Here is a 16,329-nt window from a genome sequence, read left to right on the forward strand (position 1 = left end):
CGCGCGTATCCGGGCCTGCCCCTGCCCTGTTCCCGATTCATGCGCCCACGCTGGTTGATCCTTGCACTGCTGCTGGCCGCCTCGCTGTTGCAAGGCTGCACACTGAGCCGTGCGCACATCCGCGAAGCGGCCGCGATCGTGGCCGCCAGCCCGAACCGCGGCGCCACCTGCAGCGCTGCCAACCACTGCGCCACGCCCTCGCCGCTGCTGGCCGCCGCGGACGCGGCGCTGGCGGCATCCACCCCCGAACACCCGGTCAACACCGTCGCCCTGCTGGACGACAGCGAAGCCGCGCTGGCCGCGCGCATCAGCCTGATCCGCGCCGCGCGCACCAGCATCGACGTGCAGACCTACATCTGGGACGAGGACGACGTGGGCCAGCTGATGCTGCACGAACTGGTGGCTGCCGCGCGGCGCGGGGTCAAGGTGCGCATCCTGGCCGACCAGCTGTTCTCGTTCGACAACCTCGACCTGCTCGACCGCCTGGCGCGGGTCAGCCCCAACCTGCAGGTGAAGCTCTACAACCCCACCTTCCACGACGCGCATACCTCGGCGCTGCAGTTTGCCGCCGGCGTCGCCTGCTGCTTCATGAAATTCGACCAGCGCATGCACAACAAGCTGCTGCTGGTGGACGACACCATCGGCATCACCGGCGGGCGCAATTACCAGAACCGCTATTTCAACTGGGACCCGCAGTTCGATTACCTCGACCGCGACGTGATGGCGGGCGGCACGATCGGGCGCGAAATGGCGGCCAGCTTCGCGCTGTTCTGGCACCACCCGCGCGCGGTGCCGCTGATCCGCCTGCGCGACGTCAACCGACGCATCCGCGCGGACAGTGCCGCCCCCAGTTGGCCCGCGCCGCACTACACCGACCCGGTGCGCGTGGCCCGCGTGCAGGCCGAAGCCGAAGACCCCGACTGGCTCGCAGCCTGGATCGGCGACGACACGCTGAAAGTTGCCGACGTCAATTACTTCAGCGACCTGCCGGCCAAGACCGACGCGCCGCACAAGCGCGACGCGCGCGCGCTCACCTCGCGGCTGATGACGATACTGGCCGACGCGAACCACGAAGTCGTGCTGCAGACGCCGTACCTCGTGCTCAGCCGCCGCGCGCAGCGCCTGTTCAAGCGCCTGCACCACGAGCAGCCGGCGCCGCGCGTCATCGTTTCCACCAACTCGCTCGCCGCCACCGATGCCTTTGCAGTCTACGCACTGTCGTACAAAAACCGGCGCCGCTACCTCACCGAATACGGCTTCGAGATCCACGAGCTCAAACCGCATGCGGACAGCGCCGCCGATGCCTATGCCGACGCCAACGAAGGCGCCGAAACCGGCCCGGACGGCGTACCGCTGGCCACCACACGTCGGCGCCACGCGCGCTTTCCCGGCAACGAGCGCCGGCCTGGCCTGTTCGGCAGCCAGGGCAAACGCAACCGCCCCGCACCGCTGCAAACGCCCGGCCGGCGCTTCAGCCTGCACGCGAAATCCATGGTGATCGACCAGCGTTATGCCATGGTCGGCTCGCACAACTTCGACCCGCGCTCCGACCACTACAACACCGAATCCGGCGTGATCGTGGTCGACCGCGATTTCGCCAACGAGGTGCGCGCGTCGATCCTCGACGACACCCTGCCGCAAAACGCGTGGACCATCGCCAAGCGCGAGCCGGTCATTCCGGTGCTGGGCGACATCAGCCTCGCCATCGGCAACCTTTCCGCCCGCCTGCCGCTGTTCGACCTGTGGCCGTTCCGCTACGCCACCAGCTACGAAATCAAACCCGGCTGCCAGCCCCTCGCACCAAGCGCCCCCGGGTTCGACTCCTGCTACACCCCGGTCGGCGACTTTCCCGACGTCGACCTCTCGTCCAAACTCATCTACACCCGGCTCATCACCGCCTTCGGGGCGGGGGTGAAAGGCGTCCTCTAGTGCCCGGTGCAGGCTACGCAAAGCGGCCGCCGACTGCCGCCCAGCGTCACCTCGTGCACCCCATCCTTACCGGGTGAGGTCAAGCAGGGGGCCGCTGATGGCGGTGGAGGCCGGTAACTTGTCCGCCACCGGCATCCATCGAGCACCAGTGGCACGCAAAGTGCTTCGATTGCATATCACACACCGTACGCGGTGCCTTGCCCAATCGGCCACGACCTCCCGCCCACCATGCAGCTGCAGCCCACGGCAACGCCGTCCATCGACCACTTCAAGCACCTGATGCTGGTGGTCGTGATTGCGCTTGGGTTATTGAGCACGGTGGCCGGGTGGCTGGTGATGGACGCGCAGAACGTGCTGACGCCGGCGCTCAACTGGGTGCTGCTGGGGACCACGGTGGTATTGACCGCGCTCCTGGTCGCCACCGCCACCAATGCGCTGCCGCAGCGGGTGATTGAGCTGACCTGCCTGCTTTACATCGCGCTCGTGAGCGCAGTGTGCATGACGTTACGCATGTACTGGCCGCAGTACGCCACGGGGCTCCACCTGCAACCGCTGTACCTGTGGATGCCGATCACCTATGTGCTGGCTTTCACCCTTACCGACCACCGCACCGGGCTGGCGCTGTCGTGTGGCCTCCTGGTGGTATTCATTGCGCTGACGCTGCCCTACCTTGCGCGCGGCAACGGCGCCGAGTACGGCAACCTCACACTGCAGCTGCATTTCGTGTCGATCGTGATCATTGCCGCGCTGTATTACTTTTCGAGTTACCAGCACCAGCTGGGCACCGCACAACGCACGGTGGAGCAACTTGCGCAGCTGTCGAACACCGACGACCTGACGGGGTTGTCGAACCGGCGCCACATGGCGCTGTTGCTGGGCGCCGATTTGGCGTGGAATCCGGGGCACGTGCCGCGCTTCGCCGTCGTGCTGTTCGACATCGACCGCTTCAAGGCCATCAACGATGAACTGGGGCATCTTGCCGGCGACCACACGCTGATTGCGCTGGCCGCCCGAGCGCGCACGGTTTTCCGCGACACCGACAGCCTGGGCCGTTGGGGTGGCGACGAGTTCGTCGCCGTGTTGCGCGATGTGGATGTGGCCAGCGCCCGGCGCAAGGCCGTGGCACTGTGCGAAGCCGTGGCGGCGGCGCCGCTGTTGATCCGCGCCGAGGTGACCATCAGCTGTGGCGTGGCCATGGCGCGCGTCGGCGACAATCTCGACCACCTGCTGCAACGCGCCGACGCCGCGCTGTACGCCGCCAAGCGCGGCGGACGCAATCAGGTGGTGGCAGAAACGGAGGCCTGAAGACCTCTCAGCGGGTACGTACGGCAGGCCTGCGCGGCGGCACTGGCGCTGCTTTCGCGGCGCGCTTGTTCGCTGCCGGCGCCGCTTTCCCGACCCGTGCAGCCTGCCGCTTCGCCACCTCGCGCTGCTCGCGAAACGCCGCGGCGTAGGCTTTCAGCTCGGCCTTGAACTTCGCGCCGAGGCCGGGCGTGTGCTCGCTGTGCTGCTCCATGCGTTGCAAGAGGTCGTAGTCGTGGTAATCGCGATACGGCTTCAGGTCGAGATCCGCCGGCACCTTCTGCAGACGCTCGTCGCCGATCTGCTTCACGTACTTTTGCATAAAGCGGTCGTACGCCTGCCAGGTGACCCGCGCCGCGTTCACCGCAGCCTCTTCCGCGCGCGTGGCGATCTGGTGCGCATGCAGGTAATGCAGCCCGAGCTGGTCGATCAGCGTCTTTTCCACCTCCTCATGCAGGATCAGGAACCGGTCCACCGCGATGGTGCGCCCACGAAACGTGAAGCTGGTGGGCAGATGGCGATCGATGTAGATCGTCTTGCCGTCCTGGCTGTAACCGGCGAGGTAGGGAATGTCGTGCGCACGGTCGAGCTTCTTCACCCGCCGCAGGATCGCGTCCAGTGCGCGATCCATCATCAGCGCCGACACGTACCAATCCGGCGCCTTGAGCTTTTCGTGCGGGGCATCGGGGTGACAACTGGTCGACGGCATGAGGCACCTCCGCGCATGGGTCAGGCAATGCGAGGAGACTAGCCGGGTCGCGCGGCAAGTTCCTGCGCTGCGTGCCGGCCACGGCAACCTCAGACGCAACGCAAACCCGCCTGCAGCGGGTATCCCGATACCGCGGCATCACCCAGCGGATACCCCACCTTGGATCATCGCCAGTTCCTCCGTCGCCGCCGCGCTCGCGCGGGTGACAGCGTACCGCGGTCCCGATCGGCGCCATGGGCCGGGGCACGACATGCAGTGAGGCGGCGGCTTGCGCGCGCGATACATGGGGGCGATGCTCCTGCACTGCACTCGGATCGTGACATTGAGGGGAAATCGGATGAAGTTCGGCAGCCTGCTGGCACTCGTCTGGATCATGGCTCTGGCCGGCTGCGCACGGCAGTCGATTCACGCGCCTGTGGCGCCCGGGGTGGCGATCATTCCCGCACCGCAATGGCTGATGGTGACGGGTGGTGAGCTGCGACTGGCCGGGGCGGTCGACGTCAGCGCCGATGCCGACGCGCCACGCGCACGCCGCGCGCTGGATGAGGTGTTGGGTAGGGTCGGCTTGGCCACCAGCGCGCAAGCGGCGACCCGGCTGCAACTGCGCCGCGTCGACGACCCGACACTCGGCGACGAGGGCTACCGGTTGCGCATCGACGACGGCATCACACTCGAAGCGCGCACCGATGCCGGCCTGTTCTACGCGGTGGAAACCCTGCGCCAACTGCTGCCGCCGGCACCGCCCGCGAAAGGCCATGCCATCACCCTGCCGCAGCTGGCCATCACCGATGTGCCGGCCTATCGCTGGCGCGGCAGCTCGCTCGACGTCGCGCGCAGCTTCCTGCCGGTGAGCTACCTCAAGGCGCACATCGACCGCATGGCGTTCTTCAAGTTGAACCGCCTGCACCTGCACCTGACCGACGACCAGGGCTGGCGCATCGAGATCAAGCGCTACCCGCGGCTCACGGAGATCGGCGGCGCCAGCGCGGTAAAGGGCGGGCGCCCCGGCTTCTACACCCAGGCGGAGCTCAGGGAGCTGGTGGCCTATGCCGCGGCGCGCAATGTCACCATCGTCCCGGAGATCGACCTGCCCAGCCACATCCAGGCGGCGATCGCCGCCTACCACGAGCTGGCCTGCGACGACGTCACCAATCTCGGCCCCTACGCCGGGATCGACGTCGGCTTCAACATCCTGTGCCTGCAGAAGCCCGACGTGGTCTACCCGTTCGTGCGCAACGTGCTCACCGAAGTCGCGGCGATCTTCCCGTCCGAATATCTCCACATCGGCGGCGACGAGATCAAGAACCCGCTGTACGCCGACTTCGTCGCGCGCGCCGCGGGCATCGTCAACGACCTCGGGCGCAAGGCCATCGTGTGGGAGGAAGGCTCGGTGGCCGCCACCCGCCCCGACACCCTGCTGCAACTGTGGAACGACAAGTACCCCACCGCGGCAGCCACCGCAAAAGGCCACCGGTGGATCCTGTCGCCGTGCAGCTACTTCTACCTCGACCACGGCAACTACCCCGGCCAGCCGGGCACCCAGACCTGGTGCCGCAACGGCGTGCCGCTCGAGCGCGTGTACCGCTTCGACCCGCGCGCCTATCCGCCTGCAGCGGGCGTCGAAGGCGACCTGTGGTCGGAGTTCGTGCACACCGACGCCGCCACCGACAACCGCCTGTGGCCGCGCCTCGCCGCCGTCGCCGAAGTCGCCTGGCGCGACCCCGCCAGCCCGCTGGATTACCCCGGCTTCCTGCGCCGCCTGCGTGCCCTGCGCCCGCAGTTCGATGCGATGCACATCCGGTATTACGCCGGGCCCGAGGTGTGGGGAAAATAGCGCCCCCTCGATCGCACCCGCGTTCGCGGGCATTGCCCATCGGCCATCGCGTCCGATGGCAAAATGTCGCACTCGGCTGAAGCCGCGCGCCCGGCCATTGCCGCGCGCACCCGCCTGCCAGCTGGTTCCGCGGCCTTCCGGTGCCCGGATTGGCAGTTGCCGCATTTTTTGCGGTTGACCTGCATCAGTGCGGCAAAAATGACCCCGCCTTAAAAAAACCATGGTTTTCATGGAAACCGAAAACAATGGGGCCGAAATCCGGCCGCATTGGAAGTGTTTTTGACCATGCCGAACAACGGCATGGCAATAACCGGGCGCGTTCCTGCCGAGGCAAGCCCGACGACGTATTTCGGCATTCACCAAAAGGTTTTACCAAACCATACCGGCCCCGCCAGACAAGCCATCAAATGTGAGCTTCCGCAATACCCATGCGTTTGCGAGATGCTCGCGTGAGGAAAACGACGCCATGCCGCAACAAACCATTGGACTGCTGGTCATGGCGTACGGCACACCGCACAGTCCCGACGCCATCGAGTCGTTCTATACCCATATCCGTCACGGGCAAAAACCAACCGATGCCCTGCTGCAGGATCTCAAGGACCGCTATCGGGCCATCGGCGGCATTTCGCCGCTGGGCCGCATCACGAAAGGGCAGGCGGACGCACTGGCGGCAGCCCTGAACGCCCGCGGCTGCGGGTATGCGTTCAAGTCATACATCGGCCTGAAACACGCGGAGCCCTTCATCGAGGACGCGGTCGCGGCGATGCACCGGGACGGCATCACGCAGGCGGTGGCGCTGGTGCTGGCGCCATACGACGGCAACGCCAGCGTGCAGGGCTACGCCGCGCGTGCGCAGGCGGCTGCTGTGCGGCTGGGTGGCCTCACGATAACGACCGTATCTGGTTGGTACCGGCAAGAGAAGTTCATCCGCCACTGGGCCGGGCAAATCGAAACTGCCTTGGCCGCCATTCCGGAAGACGAGGTCAGCACGACGGCGGTCGTTTTCTCCTCGCACAGCCTGCCGAAAACCATGCCGGGCGTGAGCGAGCATTATCAGCGGCAACTGGAGGAAAGCGCGCGCGCCATTGCACGGGCAGCGCGACTCGGGCGATATGCCACGGCATGGCAAAGCGCCGGAAGAACCGCGGATGTCTGGCTCGGCCCGGATATCCGCGAATTGACCCGCGGCCTGTATCGGCATGGCGGCTATCGCACCTTCATTTATTGCCCAACCGGATTCGTCGCCGAGCATCTCGAGGTGCTCTACGACATGGATATCGAATGTCGAGCCGTCGTGAATGAGCTGGGCGGTCGTTATATCCGCCCCGCCATGCCGAATGCTGCGCCGTTGTTCATCGACGGCCTGGCGGATGCGGCGCTGGACGCGCTGGCGCATGCGATGGCGGTGCCGGCATGAGCGCGGAGCCGCTGCACGCCGTCATCATCGGCGGCGGCGTGACCGGGCTCGCGGCGGCCTTTCGCCTGCAGCAGGGGTTGGCGGACCAGGGCGTGATGCCCCGGCTGGCGCTGCTGGAATCGGCCCCGCGGCTCGGCGGCAAGATCCGGACGACCACCCGCGATGGTTTCCTGATCGAACACGGCCCGGATTCCTTCGTGGCGAGCAAGCCGGCCGCCGGCCAGCTCGTACGCGACCTGGGCCTGGCGGACGACCTGGTCCGTAGCCACACGGGCCAGGCGTTCATCGCCAGGGGCGATCGCCTGTACCCGATTCCGGCCGGCACCATGATGGGCATTCCGGTCCGGCTGGGGCCGCTGCTCCGGTCGCCGCTGCTCTCCCCGGCCGGCAAGCTGCGAGTGGTTCGGGATCTGTTCGCGCACGGCCCGGACCTCGCCGGCGACCAGCCAGCCGGCGCCTTTTTCCGCCGCCGGCTGGGCAACGAAGTCGTCGACCGCCTGATCGAGCCGCTGCTGTCGGGCATCTACGCCGGCGACGTCAACCATTACAGCCTGCAGGCCCTGTTTCCGCAGATCGATCGGGCGAGCCGGAACGGGCGCAGCCTGATCCGCGCGATGGGCACCCTCTACGGCCACGCGAAGCCGGCACCGGCCGGCAACCAGAACCGCGGGCCGTTCCTCACCTTCAGGACCGGCCTGCAGGCCCTGACCGCGCGGCTCGAAGAGCGGCTGGCAATGTGCACGGTGCTCCGCAACAGCACGGCAAGCGCCATCCGGAAACAGGACGGGCACTACCGCGTGGAGCTGGCCGACGGGCGGTCGCTGGATGCGCACGCCATCATCCTGGCGCTGCCGGACGCCGCCGCGACCAGCCTGCTCCCGGTGGCCGGGAGCGCCATCCCGCCGGTGGCGACGTTGCCGCCGACCTCGGTCGCCAATGTGGTCATGGCCTTTCCGCACGGCATCACCGGGACGTCGCTGGACGGCACCGGTTTCGTCGTGCCGCGCGGCACGGGCCATGCCATCACGGCCTGCACCTGGTCGCATCTCAAATGGCCGCACGTGGCCCCGCGCGGCGCGGCGCTGCTGCGCAGCTACATCGGCGGCGCCCACGACGCGCAGCTCGTCGATGCGCCCGACGAGGCCATCGTCGACGCCGTCATGGCCGACCTGCGGCGGATCACGCAACTGCGCGAAACCCCGGCGTTCTGCCACGTGACCCGCTGGAAGCACGCGATGCCGCAATACGCGGTCGGTCATCTCGACCGCCTGGAGCAGACCCGCAAGGCCATGGCCGCGGCGCTCCCCGGCGTGTTCCTGGCCGGGGCCTCCTACGGCGGCGTGGGCCTGCCGGACTGCATCCGCCAGGGCGAGCAGGCCGCGCACGCGCTGGTCGACCACCTGACACAACGAAACCTGCTGAACACACCGGAGACGCTGCATGTTGATTGAAAACCTTGGCCGGGCCCGCAAGGCGCTGCTGGACAGCCTCGACGGCCTGACGGACGAGCAGTTGAACGCGCGGCCGCCCGACGGCGGGCCTTCCATCGCCCAGCTCGCCCACCACCTGCAGGCGAGCGAACGCGCCACCGCCGCGCTGGTGCTCGATGCGCTGCAGTCGCGCAGCGAACGCGTGGAGGAACAGGACCCGTCGCTGCTCGCCGCCGGCCTGCAACAAAGCTGCGGTCATGACCAACCGGCCAGCGGGACGTTCTCCAAGGCGGAGTTGATCCGCCTGCTGGAAGAGTCGCGCTTCCGGGACCTGCAGGCGCTGTTCAACGAAACCCACGAACGCGTGCTGGCCGAACGGTCGCTGGAACACCCACCATTCGGCCGCATCAGCCTGAAGAACCTGCTCGACACCATCTGGATCCACGACGACCTCCACGGCAAGCAGATTGCGGCCATCAAGCAGTCGCTTCGCACTACCGCCTGAACCACGGACAGCCACCACCATGCAAACCCAATTCACCGCCCAACTGGCAATCAAGTTCACCGCGAAATGGCAGAAGGCGGACAAGGACGACCGCGCAGACGCGATTCGGGAAGTGGTCGAAATTTTCGACAAATACGCCGACCGCGTCGGCCTGCGCGGCACCTACGTCGTGCAGGGTTTCCAGGCCCACACCGACATCCTCTTCTGGATGTTCGCCGACCACTTCAACGACATCCAGGACCTGCAACTGGAGATCCGCCGCTCGTCGCTGGGCCGCTACATCACCACGCCGCACGCGTTCACCGGCATCACCAAGCCGTTCGAATTCTCCGAACACCCGACCTCGTTCGCGATCGGCATGCGCCCACGCGAATACCTGTGCTTCTATCCCTTCATCCGCAAGCCGGAGTACTACCTGCTGCCCAAGTGGGAGCGCAAGGCGCTCATCGGCGACCACGGCGACATCGGCCACGAATTCACCCCCGACATCCTCACCAACGGCGTGTACGGCTTCGGGCTGGGCGACTACGAATGGTTGCTGACCTTCGAGACCAACGACCTGAGCCGCCTGGTCGATTGCGTGCGCAAGCTGCGGGAATCCAAGTCCCGGCTGTACATGCAGGACGAGCACCCCTTCATCGTCGGGCGCTATTTCCCGCTGGAGGATGGGCTGGCGCAGTACGCCTGACGGCGAGGAATCGAACGGGGTCGGGTTCACTTGTCCGGCCCCGGACAGTGAGCCTGACTCCGGTTTGGACGGCCAATCGCGCCCACCCGCTCAATCGTCGTGCGTCGCGTGCCCGCCGACGTGCCCCCACATCAGCTTCCAGACGAGGATCAGCAGCACAGCGAAGCCGATGACGAGGAGCATCCTGCCGAGCCGTTGCTGGTCGTCCAGCAGGTAGTTGCTGCACAGGCGGTCGGGTGAAATCAGGTAGAGCCAGCCCAGGCGCAGCATCGTGGCGATCAGTTCGAGCAGGACGACACCGCGCACCACGAACCCCGCGCGCGGCCAGCTCAGGGCGACCGGCGCACCGATCAGCAGCGACACGCTGAGAAACTTCGCCAGTTCGACCCATGGGTCGTTGAGCGCCGCGTCCACTGCCAGCGGCAGCATCCAGACCAGGCCCGCCAGCGAGGCCAGCAGCAGGCCGCTGATGCCGCGATGGTTCCACGCCGACAGCGATCGTTCGAGCCAGCGGGGCGTGCCCTGCGCCAGCCAGGCACCGGCCAGCGCCAGCAGCGGGATCTGGACCAGCATGTGCAGGGTCATCGCGGATTCGAGCGCGTGCCGCACGGGCGGCAAGGCGAGTGCCGCCCAGAGCAACGCGCCGGCCAGGCACCAGCGGCCGGCGGACGGCATCATGACCGCAGCGACCGGCGGACGTAATCGGCAGCGGCCTGCCAGTCGTTCCAGTCCAGGATCGCGACGATGCGGCCGTCCGGATCGACCACCGCGATCGCGGCGTTGTGCACGAAACCGCCGATGCCATCCGGCACCGCGACCACGCCGAACCGGTGCAGCAACTCGGCCAGGCCCGCCTGATCGACCGGGCGCGCCGCGATCCAGCCGGCGCCGCGGTCGCCATGCCGGCGCTGGTAATCCGCCAGCGCCGTGGGGTCATCGCGGGCCGGGTCGAAGCTGAGGCTCAGCAGCGCCACCTTGCCGGCGGCGATCGGTGCGGCCAGTTCGCGCTGCAGGCGCGCGAATTCACTGCCCTGCACCGAGCAGTAGGTCAGGCACCGCGTGTAGATGAAATCGACCAGCAGCCAGCGCCCGCGCAGCTCCCCGAAACTGGTGCGTTGCCCATCGGCGGTCTGCAACGGCGTGGATGGCACCGCCCGGGGATGCTCGCGGATGTCGATGCGACGGGCCGTCTCGCTGGTGTAGGCGCGAAACCCATGGGTGGCGACAGCCAGCACGCCGAGGCCTGCCGCCAGCAGCAAGAGGCTAGCCAGCAGTGTTCGCAGGACCTTCATCGGGCTCTCCGCGCGCCGGCGCCTTCAGCAGGCCCACCGTGATGCGCACGGCGAAGTAGAGCATGCCCAGCACCACCAGCATCGCGCCGATCGACCCGACCTTGTCGGTGCCGGTCCACTCCGGCAGGTGCGTGGCCATGCGCCGCGCCACGCTGAGGTGCCCGGCATCGAGGAAGGCCAGGGTGAAGATCAGCCCGCCGATCAGGTAGACGGGCAACCCCAGCCGGTCGGCGGCGCTGTTCGGCAGCGCGCCCGCACGCTGGCCGATCACGTGGAACATCAGCGCCAGCGCCATCGGCAGCACGCCGAGCAACAGGTAGAAGTGGAAATGCCCGGGCACCCACTGCGTGTTGTGCATCACCAGGTTGACGCGGATGGTGCCGTCGAGGATGGCCGGCACGATCCCCGCCGCCCAGCCGAACAGCGACAGCACCATCAGCCGCGACGGCATCGTCCAGCGCAGGTTCGCGCGGTAGATGTTGGTGAGCGCGCCGTACATGGTGACCAGGAACACCGGGAACCCCGCGCCGTACGACACCACCTGGCCCATGACCGCAAACCAGCGCGGCAAGGCATAGTCCATCAGCAGATGGTGCGGAAACACGATGGTCACGAACACCGTGCTGACCGCCCAGGACCACAGGAACGCCCGCGAGATCGGGTACGGCCGGCCCGAGTAGCGCGGCAGCAGCGCGTACACCGCGATCACGCCCATGTAGATGGTGGCGTTGATGTACATGTGGCCAAACCAGTAGATCAGAGTCTTGGCCAGCAGGGCGTCCAGTGCCATCTCCGGATAGAACGCGTTGACCAGGCTCATCACCAGCACCACAGCACCGGCCAGGATGCCCAGCACGTTGGAGATGATCACCATGGTGCTGGCCACCACGGTCTTCGGGTGATCCGGGTCGATCGTGCCGCGGAACAACCACTGCAGCCCCAGCGCGCGCCCGAGGTTGCCGTACACCTTGATGATGGCGGCGGCAGCGTCGAGGTAGAACACCAGCATGCCCACGCCGATCAGCAGGTAGCCGAGCATGAACACCGCCGCGGCGTCGGGGCTCCACAACCCCATGCCATGCACCGGCAGCGGATAGAGGAAGGTCCACAGCGCACCGTAGCCATCGACGAAAACGGCATAGATGAGGCACGCCGCACCGAGCAGGAACATCACGTAATTGGTGACGAACGCCCACAGGTGCAGCCGGACATGCGCACGCAGGAAGAACCACATCACCGCCGTGGTGGCGAGGCCAGCGGTGCCGACCATCCCGGCGCCGTGCATCGAGAGGATGCGGTAGAAAAGATCGGGCTGCACCGCCAGCCAGGTCGCCTGGCCCATGCGCATGATCAGGCCGAGCAACATCATCAGGACGAACAGCGCCACGGCCGAGATGACGTAGAGGTTGAACGCGGCCCGATTGCCACCGGCGAGACGTTCGTTTTCGGGGTACATCGTGAGAGCAGCCATGATCACCCTCCGCGCGCAGCGACCACCGTGAACTCGGAGACCATGGGCGCATGCCCGAGGCCACAGTACTCAAGGCACATCACCCGGTAGGTGCCGGGCTGGGTGAAGGTATGCACCAGCTTGTTGGTGAACCCCGGCATCGCCTGGGTTTGGGCGGCGATCCGGCCGTCCGGCGCGTAGATGGCAAAGCCGTGGTTCACGTCCTTGCTGGTCACCCGGAACTCCACCGGACTGCCGGCGCGCACCGTGTTCGGCGTGATCTGCCACGACCACTGCTGCCCGGTCACGTCCACCACCTGCTGGATATCCAGCGCGGCGTGCTGTGAAGCGATCGGAAACCGATGGAGCGTGGCCCAGGTGGCGCCCACGAAGATGACCAGCATGGCGCCGAACAGCCATCGTCGCAGTACGTTGGAAGTGTGCGCGGCCTTGCGTGTCGCCACGTCGTCGGCCGGCTTGCCAGCCTGGCGGATCACGTGGATGAAGCCCAGCGCGACCAGGCTCATGCCGGCCAGCGCAATGGTCCAGACGAGGTTCTGAAGGATCATGGCGGTCCCCAGCGGTCAAGACGGCGGCACTATGGCCTAGCCCGGCCCCGGTGTCAAAACGTGTTCGGGGGCTTCGGGAAGGTGACCTTGCCCCGCGAATTTCGCACTCCACGACCGAGGTCACGGGCAGCTTGCTGAGCCTGCCCAGACGGCGAAATGGTGCCCCTTTCTTCCATTCCTCCCCGCCTTCCGGCCCACCACCGGTACCTCGCGTCGACCGTGTCCCCGCCGCACTCCTCCTGGCGGACGTCATGGGCGTGGACGAGGCGTGTTTGCTCCGCTCGGGGGAAGAACCGGCAGGGTCACCTTGGGCTGGTCGCCGGCAAGCGCGGCCAGGAAGTGGACGACCTTCGCCGCCTCGTCGTCGCTCAACTTGGCACCCAGCTGGCTGCTTCCCATGATCCCGACGGCCTGGTGCAGGCTCCACACCTTTCCGGAATGGAAATACGGGGGAGTAAGCGTCACGTTGCGCAGCGAAGGAACGCGAAACACGTACTCGTCGCTGGCCGTCTTGGTGACGGCGAAGCGCCCGGTGTCCCCGGGCGGCAGCACCTCCGCGCCCGGGCGCTCGACGACACCGAACGGCGCATACATCTGGCCGCCCACATTGACGCCGCTGTGGCAGGCCGCGCACCCCTTGTTGATGAATAACGCGAGGCCAGCCTTCTGGTCGGCGTCGAGCGCGCGCTCGTCCCCCTTCAGGTAGCGGTCGAAGGGGGCGTTCGGCGTGATCAGGGTGGCTTCGAAAAGCGCGATGGCCCTGCGGACGTTGTCGAAGGTCACCGCGTCACGCGCGCCGGGAAAGGCCTGCGCGAAACGGGGAGCGTAGCCGGGTATGCCTTTGAGCTGCTCCACCACGTGCGCTTCGGTGGTATCCATCTCGACCGGATTCACCAGCGGTCCGCCCGCCTGCTGCTCGAGATCCTTGGCCCGGCCATCCCAGAATTGCGCGACACCGAATACCGCGTTGTAGACCGTGGGTGCGTTGCGCCCCCCGTGCTGCCAGCGATGCCCGAGGGAGGTCCCCTGCAGATCGACGCCGCCCATGCCGATGATGTGGCAGGAATTGCAGCTGATCGCATGGCTCTCGGACAGCCGTGGGTCGAAATAGAGCATCTTGCCGAGTTCGATCTTTGCCGGCGTGGCCGGGTTGCCCGGCAACGCCGGCGGCGTGTCGGGCAGGGGCTTGAACAAGCCTTGCGCCTGCTTCATCAGCGCCGACTGCGACCACGCCGGGGCACAGGCCAGCAACACCATCGCTGCGGACAACCGCACCTTCGCTCGACAAAACATAAGCCGGCCTCCTCAATCGCTCCGTGGTGATGATCCGCGCCGTCGCCATGCGGTGGCCCAGCCTGGTCATCGGAAGAAGCCCATGGTTTGTCGTTCGGAGAAACGCTTGTTGATCTGCATCAACAGCCATCCAGCCATCGGGCAGGCTGCACGGCGCGTCGTGGCGACTACCGGAATGGTTGATCGAGATCACCTTGGGCATGTTCCACTCGACGACCATCAGCCGGTGGCACGTCGCCATCAACCCGTTCAGGAGGAAGCCGCCATGCGTCTGCAACACGTAGCCTTTTTGGGCATAGCGTTGGCCGTGATCGGCGCCACGCCGGCCTTGGCCTATCAGGGGCGAGGTACCGGCGGGCAGGCGCAGCCACAGGCAGGCGCCATGCAGGGAGCCGCCCCGCAACATCGCCTGCGCGACCACGGACAGGTCTACGGGTGGCAACTGATGACGCCCGAGGAAAGGTCCGCCCACCGCCAGAAGATGCGCACCCTGAAAACTCCGCAGGAGCGCGAAGCCTTCCGCAAACAGCACCACGAGGAAATGCAGAAGCGCGCCAAGGAGCGCGGCATGACCCTGCCCGACATGCCGCGCCAGATGCCCGGCGGCATGCAGCAGCAGAAAGGGCCGCCGCAAGGGCAGGGAAAGTAGCGTTCCCGCGCGCCGGCCTCCAGCAAGGGCGGCCGGCGCAGATGGCCGGTTTCAGCGCTGCGGCGCCGCGGTTTGTTCCAGCGCTTGCACGCGCAGCCCGTCGCGCATGCGGTCGTCGGGAAAGGCCACGACGCGGTCGCCCTCGGCGAGTCCGCGGGTGATCTCGGCCTCGGTGCCACCGTGCATGCCGGGCACGACCTGCACCAGGTGCAGGCGTTCGCCTTCCACTCGGTAGACCGCCCAGCGCGCGCCATTGCGGAACAGCGCGCTGGCGGGCGCCTTCAGCACATTCGCCTTGCGCGCCACGTCGAAGGCCACCTCCACCCGGTAGCCGTCGCCGAGCCGCGTCCACTGCGTACGCGGCGCCACGATGTCCAGCCAGACCTGGGTGCGCTGTTCCTCCACGCCCAGCGCGGAGATCTTGGTGTAGCCACCCGGCTCAATGCGCACCACGCGCGCGGGGAGCGCGCCCTCGCCACCCCAGCGCAGCACCTGCGCGGGCGTGCCCGGATGCAGCAGGGTGGCCTGTTGCGACAAGGCCTGCACCATCACTTGGAGCTGGCCGAGGTCGCCCAGCTCCAGCAGCGGCTGGCCGGCCTGCACCGGCGTGGCGCTCTGCTGGTAGCGGTGCAGTACCACGCCGTCGATGGGGGACAGCACCGGCACCACCTGGCCACCGGTCAGGCCCTGGCCGGCGAGCAGCGCGGCCAAGGCGGCGCGCTGCTGGTCGGCGGCGCGGTAGTCGGCCGCCGCCGCGGCGGCCGTGGCCTGCGCGCGCGACACCTGTGCCTCCGCGCTGTCCAGCGCCTGCACGCTGATCGCGCCGGTGGCGCCGAGCTTGCGCATACGCGCCACTTCGCGTGCTGCGAGGCCGGCGTCGGCCTGCGCCGCCGCCTGGCGCTGGTGCGCGGCCTGCATGGACGCGCGCGCGGCCTGTTCCTCGGCCAGCAGGCGCGCGCGGTTGGCCGGGTCCAGCAGCTGTGCGCGCGCGGGCTCGATCTGCGCCAACGACTGGCCTGCCTGCACCGCATCGCCCGGCAGCAGGTCGACGCGGCGCAGGGTGCCGGCGACAGGCGCGGCCACCAGCCAGCGGCGAGCTAGTTCGGTGCGCCCCTCTTCCTCGAAGCTCTGCACCAGCTCGCCGCGCTGCACGCGCACCGTGTCCAGCGGGCGCGGCGCGGTTCGCAGCGCCCACCACGCCGTCGCAGCGGCGGCAAGGGCAATGGCGGCATAGGCGAGGTGACGGCGCAGCTTCATGTTCG

General features: G+C 67.5%; 15 protein-coding genes. 8 read left to right on the plus strand and 7 right to left on the minus strand.

Annotated elements, in window-relative coordinates:
- The first annotated feature begins 39 nt into the window (after positions 1-39).
- Positions 40-1,929, plus strand: a complete 1,890-nt coding sequence (locus AC3WP6_RS15560) for a phospholipase D-like domain-containing protein (protein ID WP_492628525.1) — start codon at positions 40-42, stop codon at positions 1,927-1,929.
- Between the two features lie 228 nt (positions 1,930-2,157).
- Entirely contained in the window at positions 2,158-3,234 is a 1,077-nt protein-coding gene (locus AC3WP6_RS15565) for a GGDEF domain-containing protein (RefSeq protein WP_492628526.1), read from the plus strand.
- Positions 3,235-3,241: 7 nt separating this feature from the next.
- Here AC3WP6_RS15565 and AC3WP6_RS15570 read toward each other — a convergent pair whose 3' ends face one another.
- Positions 3,242-3,940 carry a hypothetical protein gene (locus tag AC3WP6_RS15570; RefSeq protein ID WP_492628527.1) on the minus strand — a complete coding sequence of 233 codons (699 nt, stop codon included), beginning with the start codon at positions 3,938-3,940 and terminating at the stop codon, positions 3,242-3,244.
- Positions 3,941-4,277: 337 nt separating this feature from the next.
- Between AC3WP6_RS15570 and AC3WP6_RS15575 the strand changes: the two genes are divergently transcribed.
- The 5 genes from AC3WP6_RS15575 (at position 4,278) to AC3WP6_RS15595 (ending at position 9,814) form a co-directional block, all read left to right on the plus strand.
- Positions 4,278-5,774, plus strand: a complete 1,497-nt coding sequence (locus AC3WP6_RS15575; RefSeq protein ID WP_492628528.1) for a beta-N-acetylhexosaminidase — start codon at positions 4,278-4,280, stop codon at positions 5,772-5,774.
- Between the two features lie 466 nt (positions 5,775-6,240).
- Positions 6,241-7,191 carry a ferrochelatase gene (gene hemH / locus AC3WP6_RS15580; protein ID WP_492628529.1) on the plus strand — a complete coding sequence of 317 codons (951 nt, stop codon included), beginning with the start codon at positions 6,241-6,243 and terminating at the stop codon, positions 7,189-7,191.
- Positions 7,188-8,642 (plus strand): protoporphyrinogen oxidase, encoded by a 1,455-nt coding sequence (gene hemG, locus AC3WP6_RS15585; RefSeq protein ID WP_492628530.1) that lies wholly within the window; start codon positions 7,188-7,190, stop codon positions 8,640-8,642. Before hemH ends, hemG begins: the two co-directional genes overlap by 4 nt.
- Positions 8,632-9,126: a DinB family protein gene (locus AC3WP6_RS15590; RefSeq protein ID WP_492628531.1), complete on the plus strand. Its 495-nt coding sequence runs from the start codon at positions 8,632-8,634 to the stop codon at positions 9,124-9,126. The genes hemG and AC3WP6_RS15590 overlap by 11 nt, the downstream gene beginning before the upstream one ends.
- A 19-nt stretch (positions 9,127-9,145) precedes the next feature.
- Positions 9,146-9,814 (plus strand): chlorite dismutase family protein, encoded by a 669-nt coding sequence (locus AC3WP6_RS15595; RefSeq protein WP_492628532.1) that lies wholly within the window; start codon positions 9,146-9,148, stop codon positions 9,812-9,814.
- Positions 9,815-9,904: 90 nt separating this feature from the next.
- Here the strand turns inward: AC3WP6_RS15595 and AC3WP6_RS15600 are convergent, their stop codons facing one another.
- From AC3WP6_RS15600 to AC3WP6_RS15620, 5 genes are all read right to left on the minus strand, one after another.
- Positions 9,905-10,492 (minus strand): hypothetical protein, encoded by a 588-nt coding sequence (locus AC3WP6_RS15600; protein WP_492628533.1) that lies wholly within the window; start codon positions 10,490-10,492, stop codon positions 9,905-9,907.
- Positions 10,489-11,106, minus strand: a complete 618-nt coding sequence (locus AC3WP6_RS15605; protein WP_492628534.1) for an SCO family protein — start codon at positions 11,104-11,106, stop codon at positions 10,489-10,491. The genes AC3WP6_RS15600 and AC3WP6_RS15605 overlap by 4 nt, the downstream gene beginning before the upstream one ends.
- Positions 11,078-12,577 carry a cbb3-type cytochrome c oxidase subunit I gene (locus AC3WP6_RS15610; RefSeq protein WP_492628535.1) on the minus strand — a complete coding sequence of 500 codons (1,500 nt, stop codon included), beginning with the start codon at positions 12,575-12,577 and terminating at the stop codon, positions 11,078-11,080. Before AC3WP6_RS15610 ends, AC3WP6_RS15605 begins: the two co-directional genes overlap by 29 nt.
- Before the next feature lie 2 nt (positions 12,578-12,579).
- The gene (locus AC3WP6_RS15615; protein ID WP_492628536.1) at positions 12,580-13,125 is read right to left on the minus strand and encodes a cytochrome oxidase; all 546 of its coding nucleotides are present in this window, start codon (positions 13,123-13,125) and stop codon (positions 12,580-12,582) included.
- A gap of 249 nt (positions 13,126-13,374) precedes the next feature.
- Positions 13,375-14,418, minus strand: coding sequence for a cytochrome-c peroxidase (locus AC3WP6_RS15620; protein ID WP_492628537.1), 1,044 nt, complete (start codon positions 14,416-14,418; stop codon positions 13,375-13,377).
- Positions 14,419-14,524: 106 nt separating this feature from the next.
- On the opposite strand from AC3WP6_RS15620, the gene AC3WP6_RS15625 reads away from it, so the two are divergent.
- Entirely contained in the window at positions 14,525-15,067 is a 543-nt protein-coding gene (locus tag AC3WP6_RS15625; RefSeq protein ID WP_492628538.1) for a hypothetical protein, read from the plus strand.
- 51 nt (positions 15,068-15,118) lie between these two features.
- On the opposite strand, the gene AC3WP6_RS15630 is transcribed toward AC3WP6_RS15625, so the two are convergent.
- On the minus strand, positions 15,119-16,324 hold the full coding sequence (locus AC3WP6_RS15630; RefSeq protein ID WP_492628539.1) for an efflux RND transporter periplasmic adaptor subunit: 1,206 nt from the start codon (positions 16,322-16,324) through the stop codon (positions 15,119-15,121).
- Positions 16,325-16,329 lie beyond the last annotated feature (5 nt).

Source organism: Rhodanobacter sp. FW106-HT46G03 (assembly GCF_058789895.1).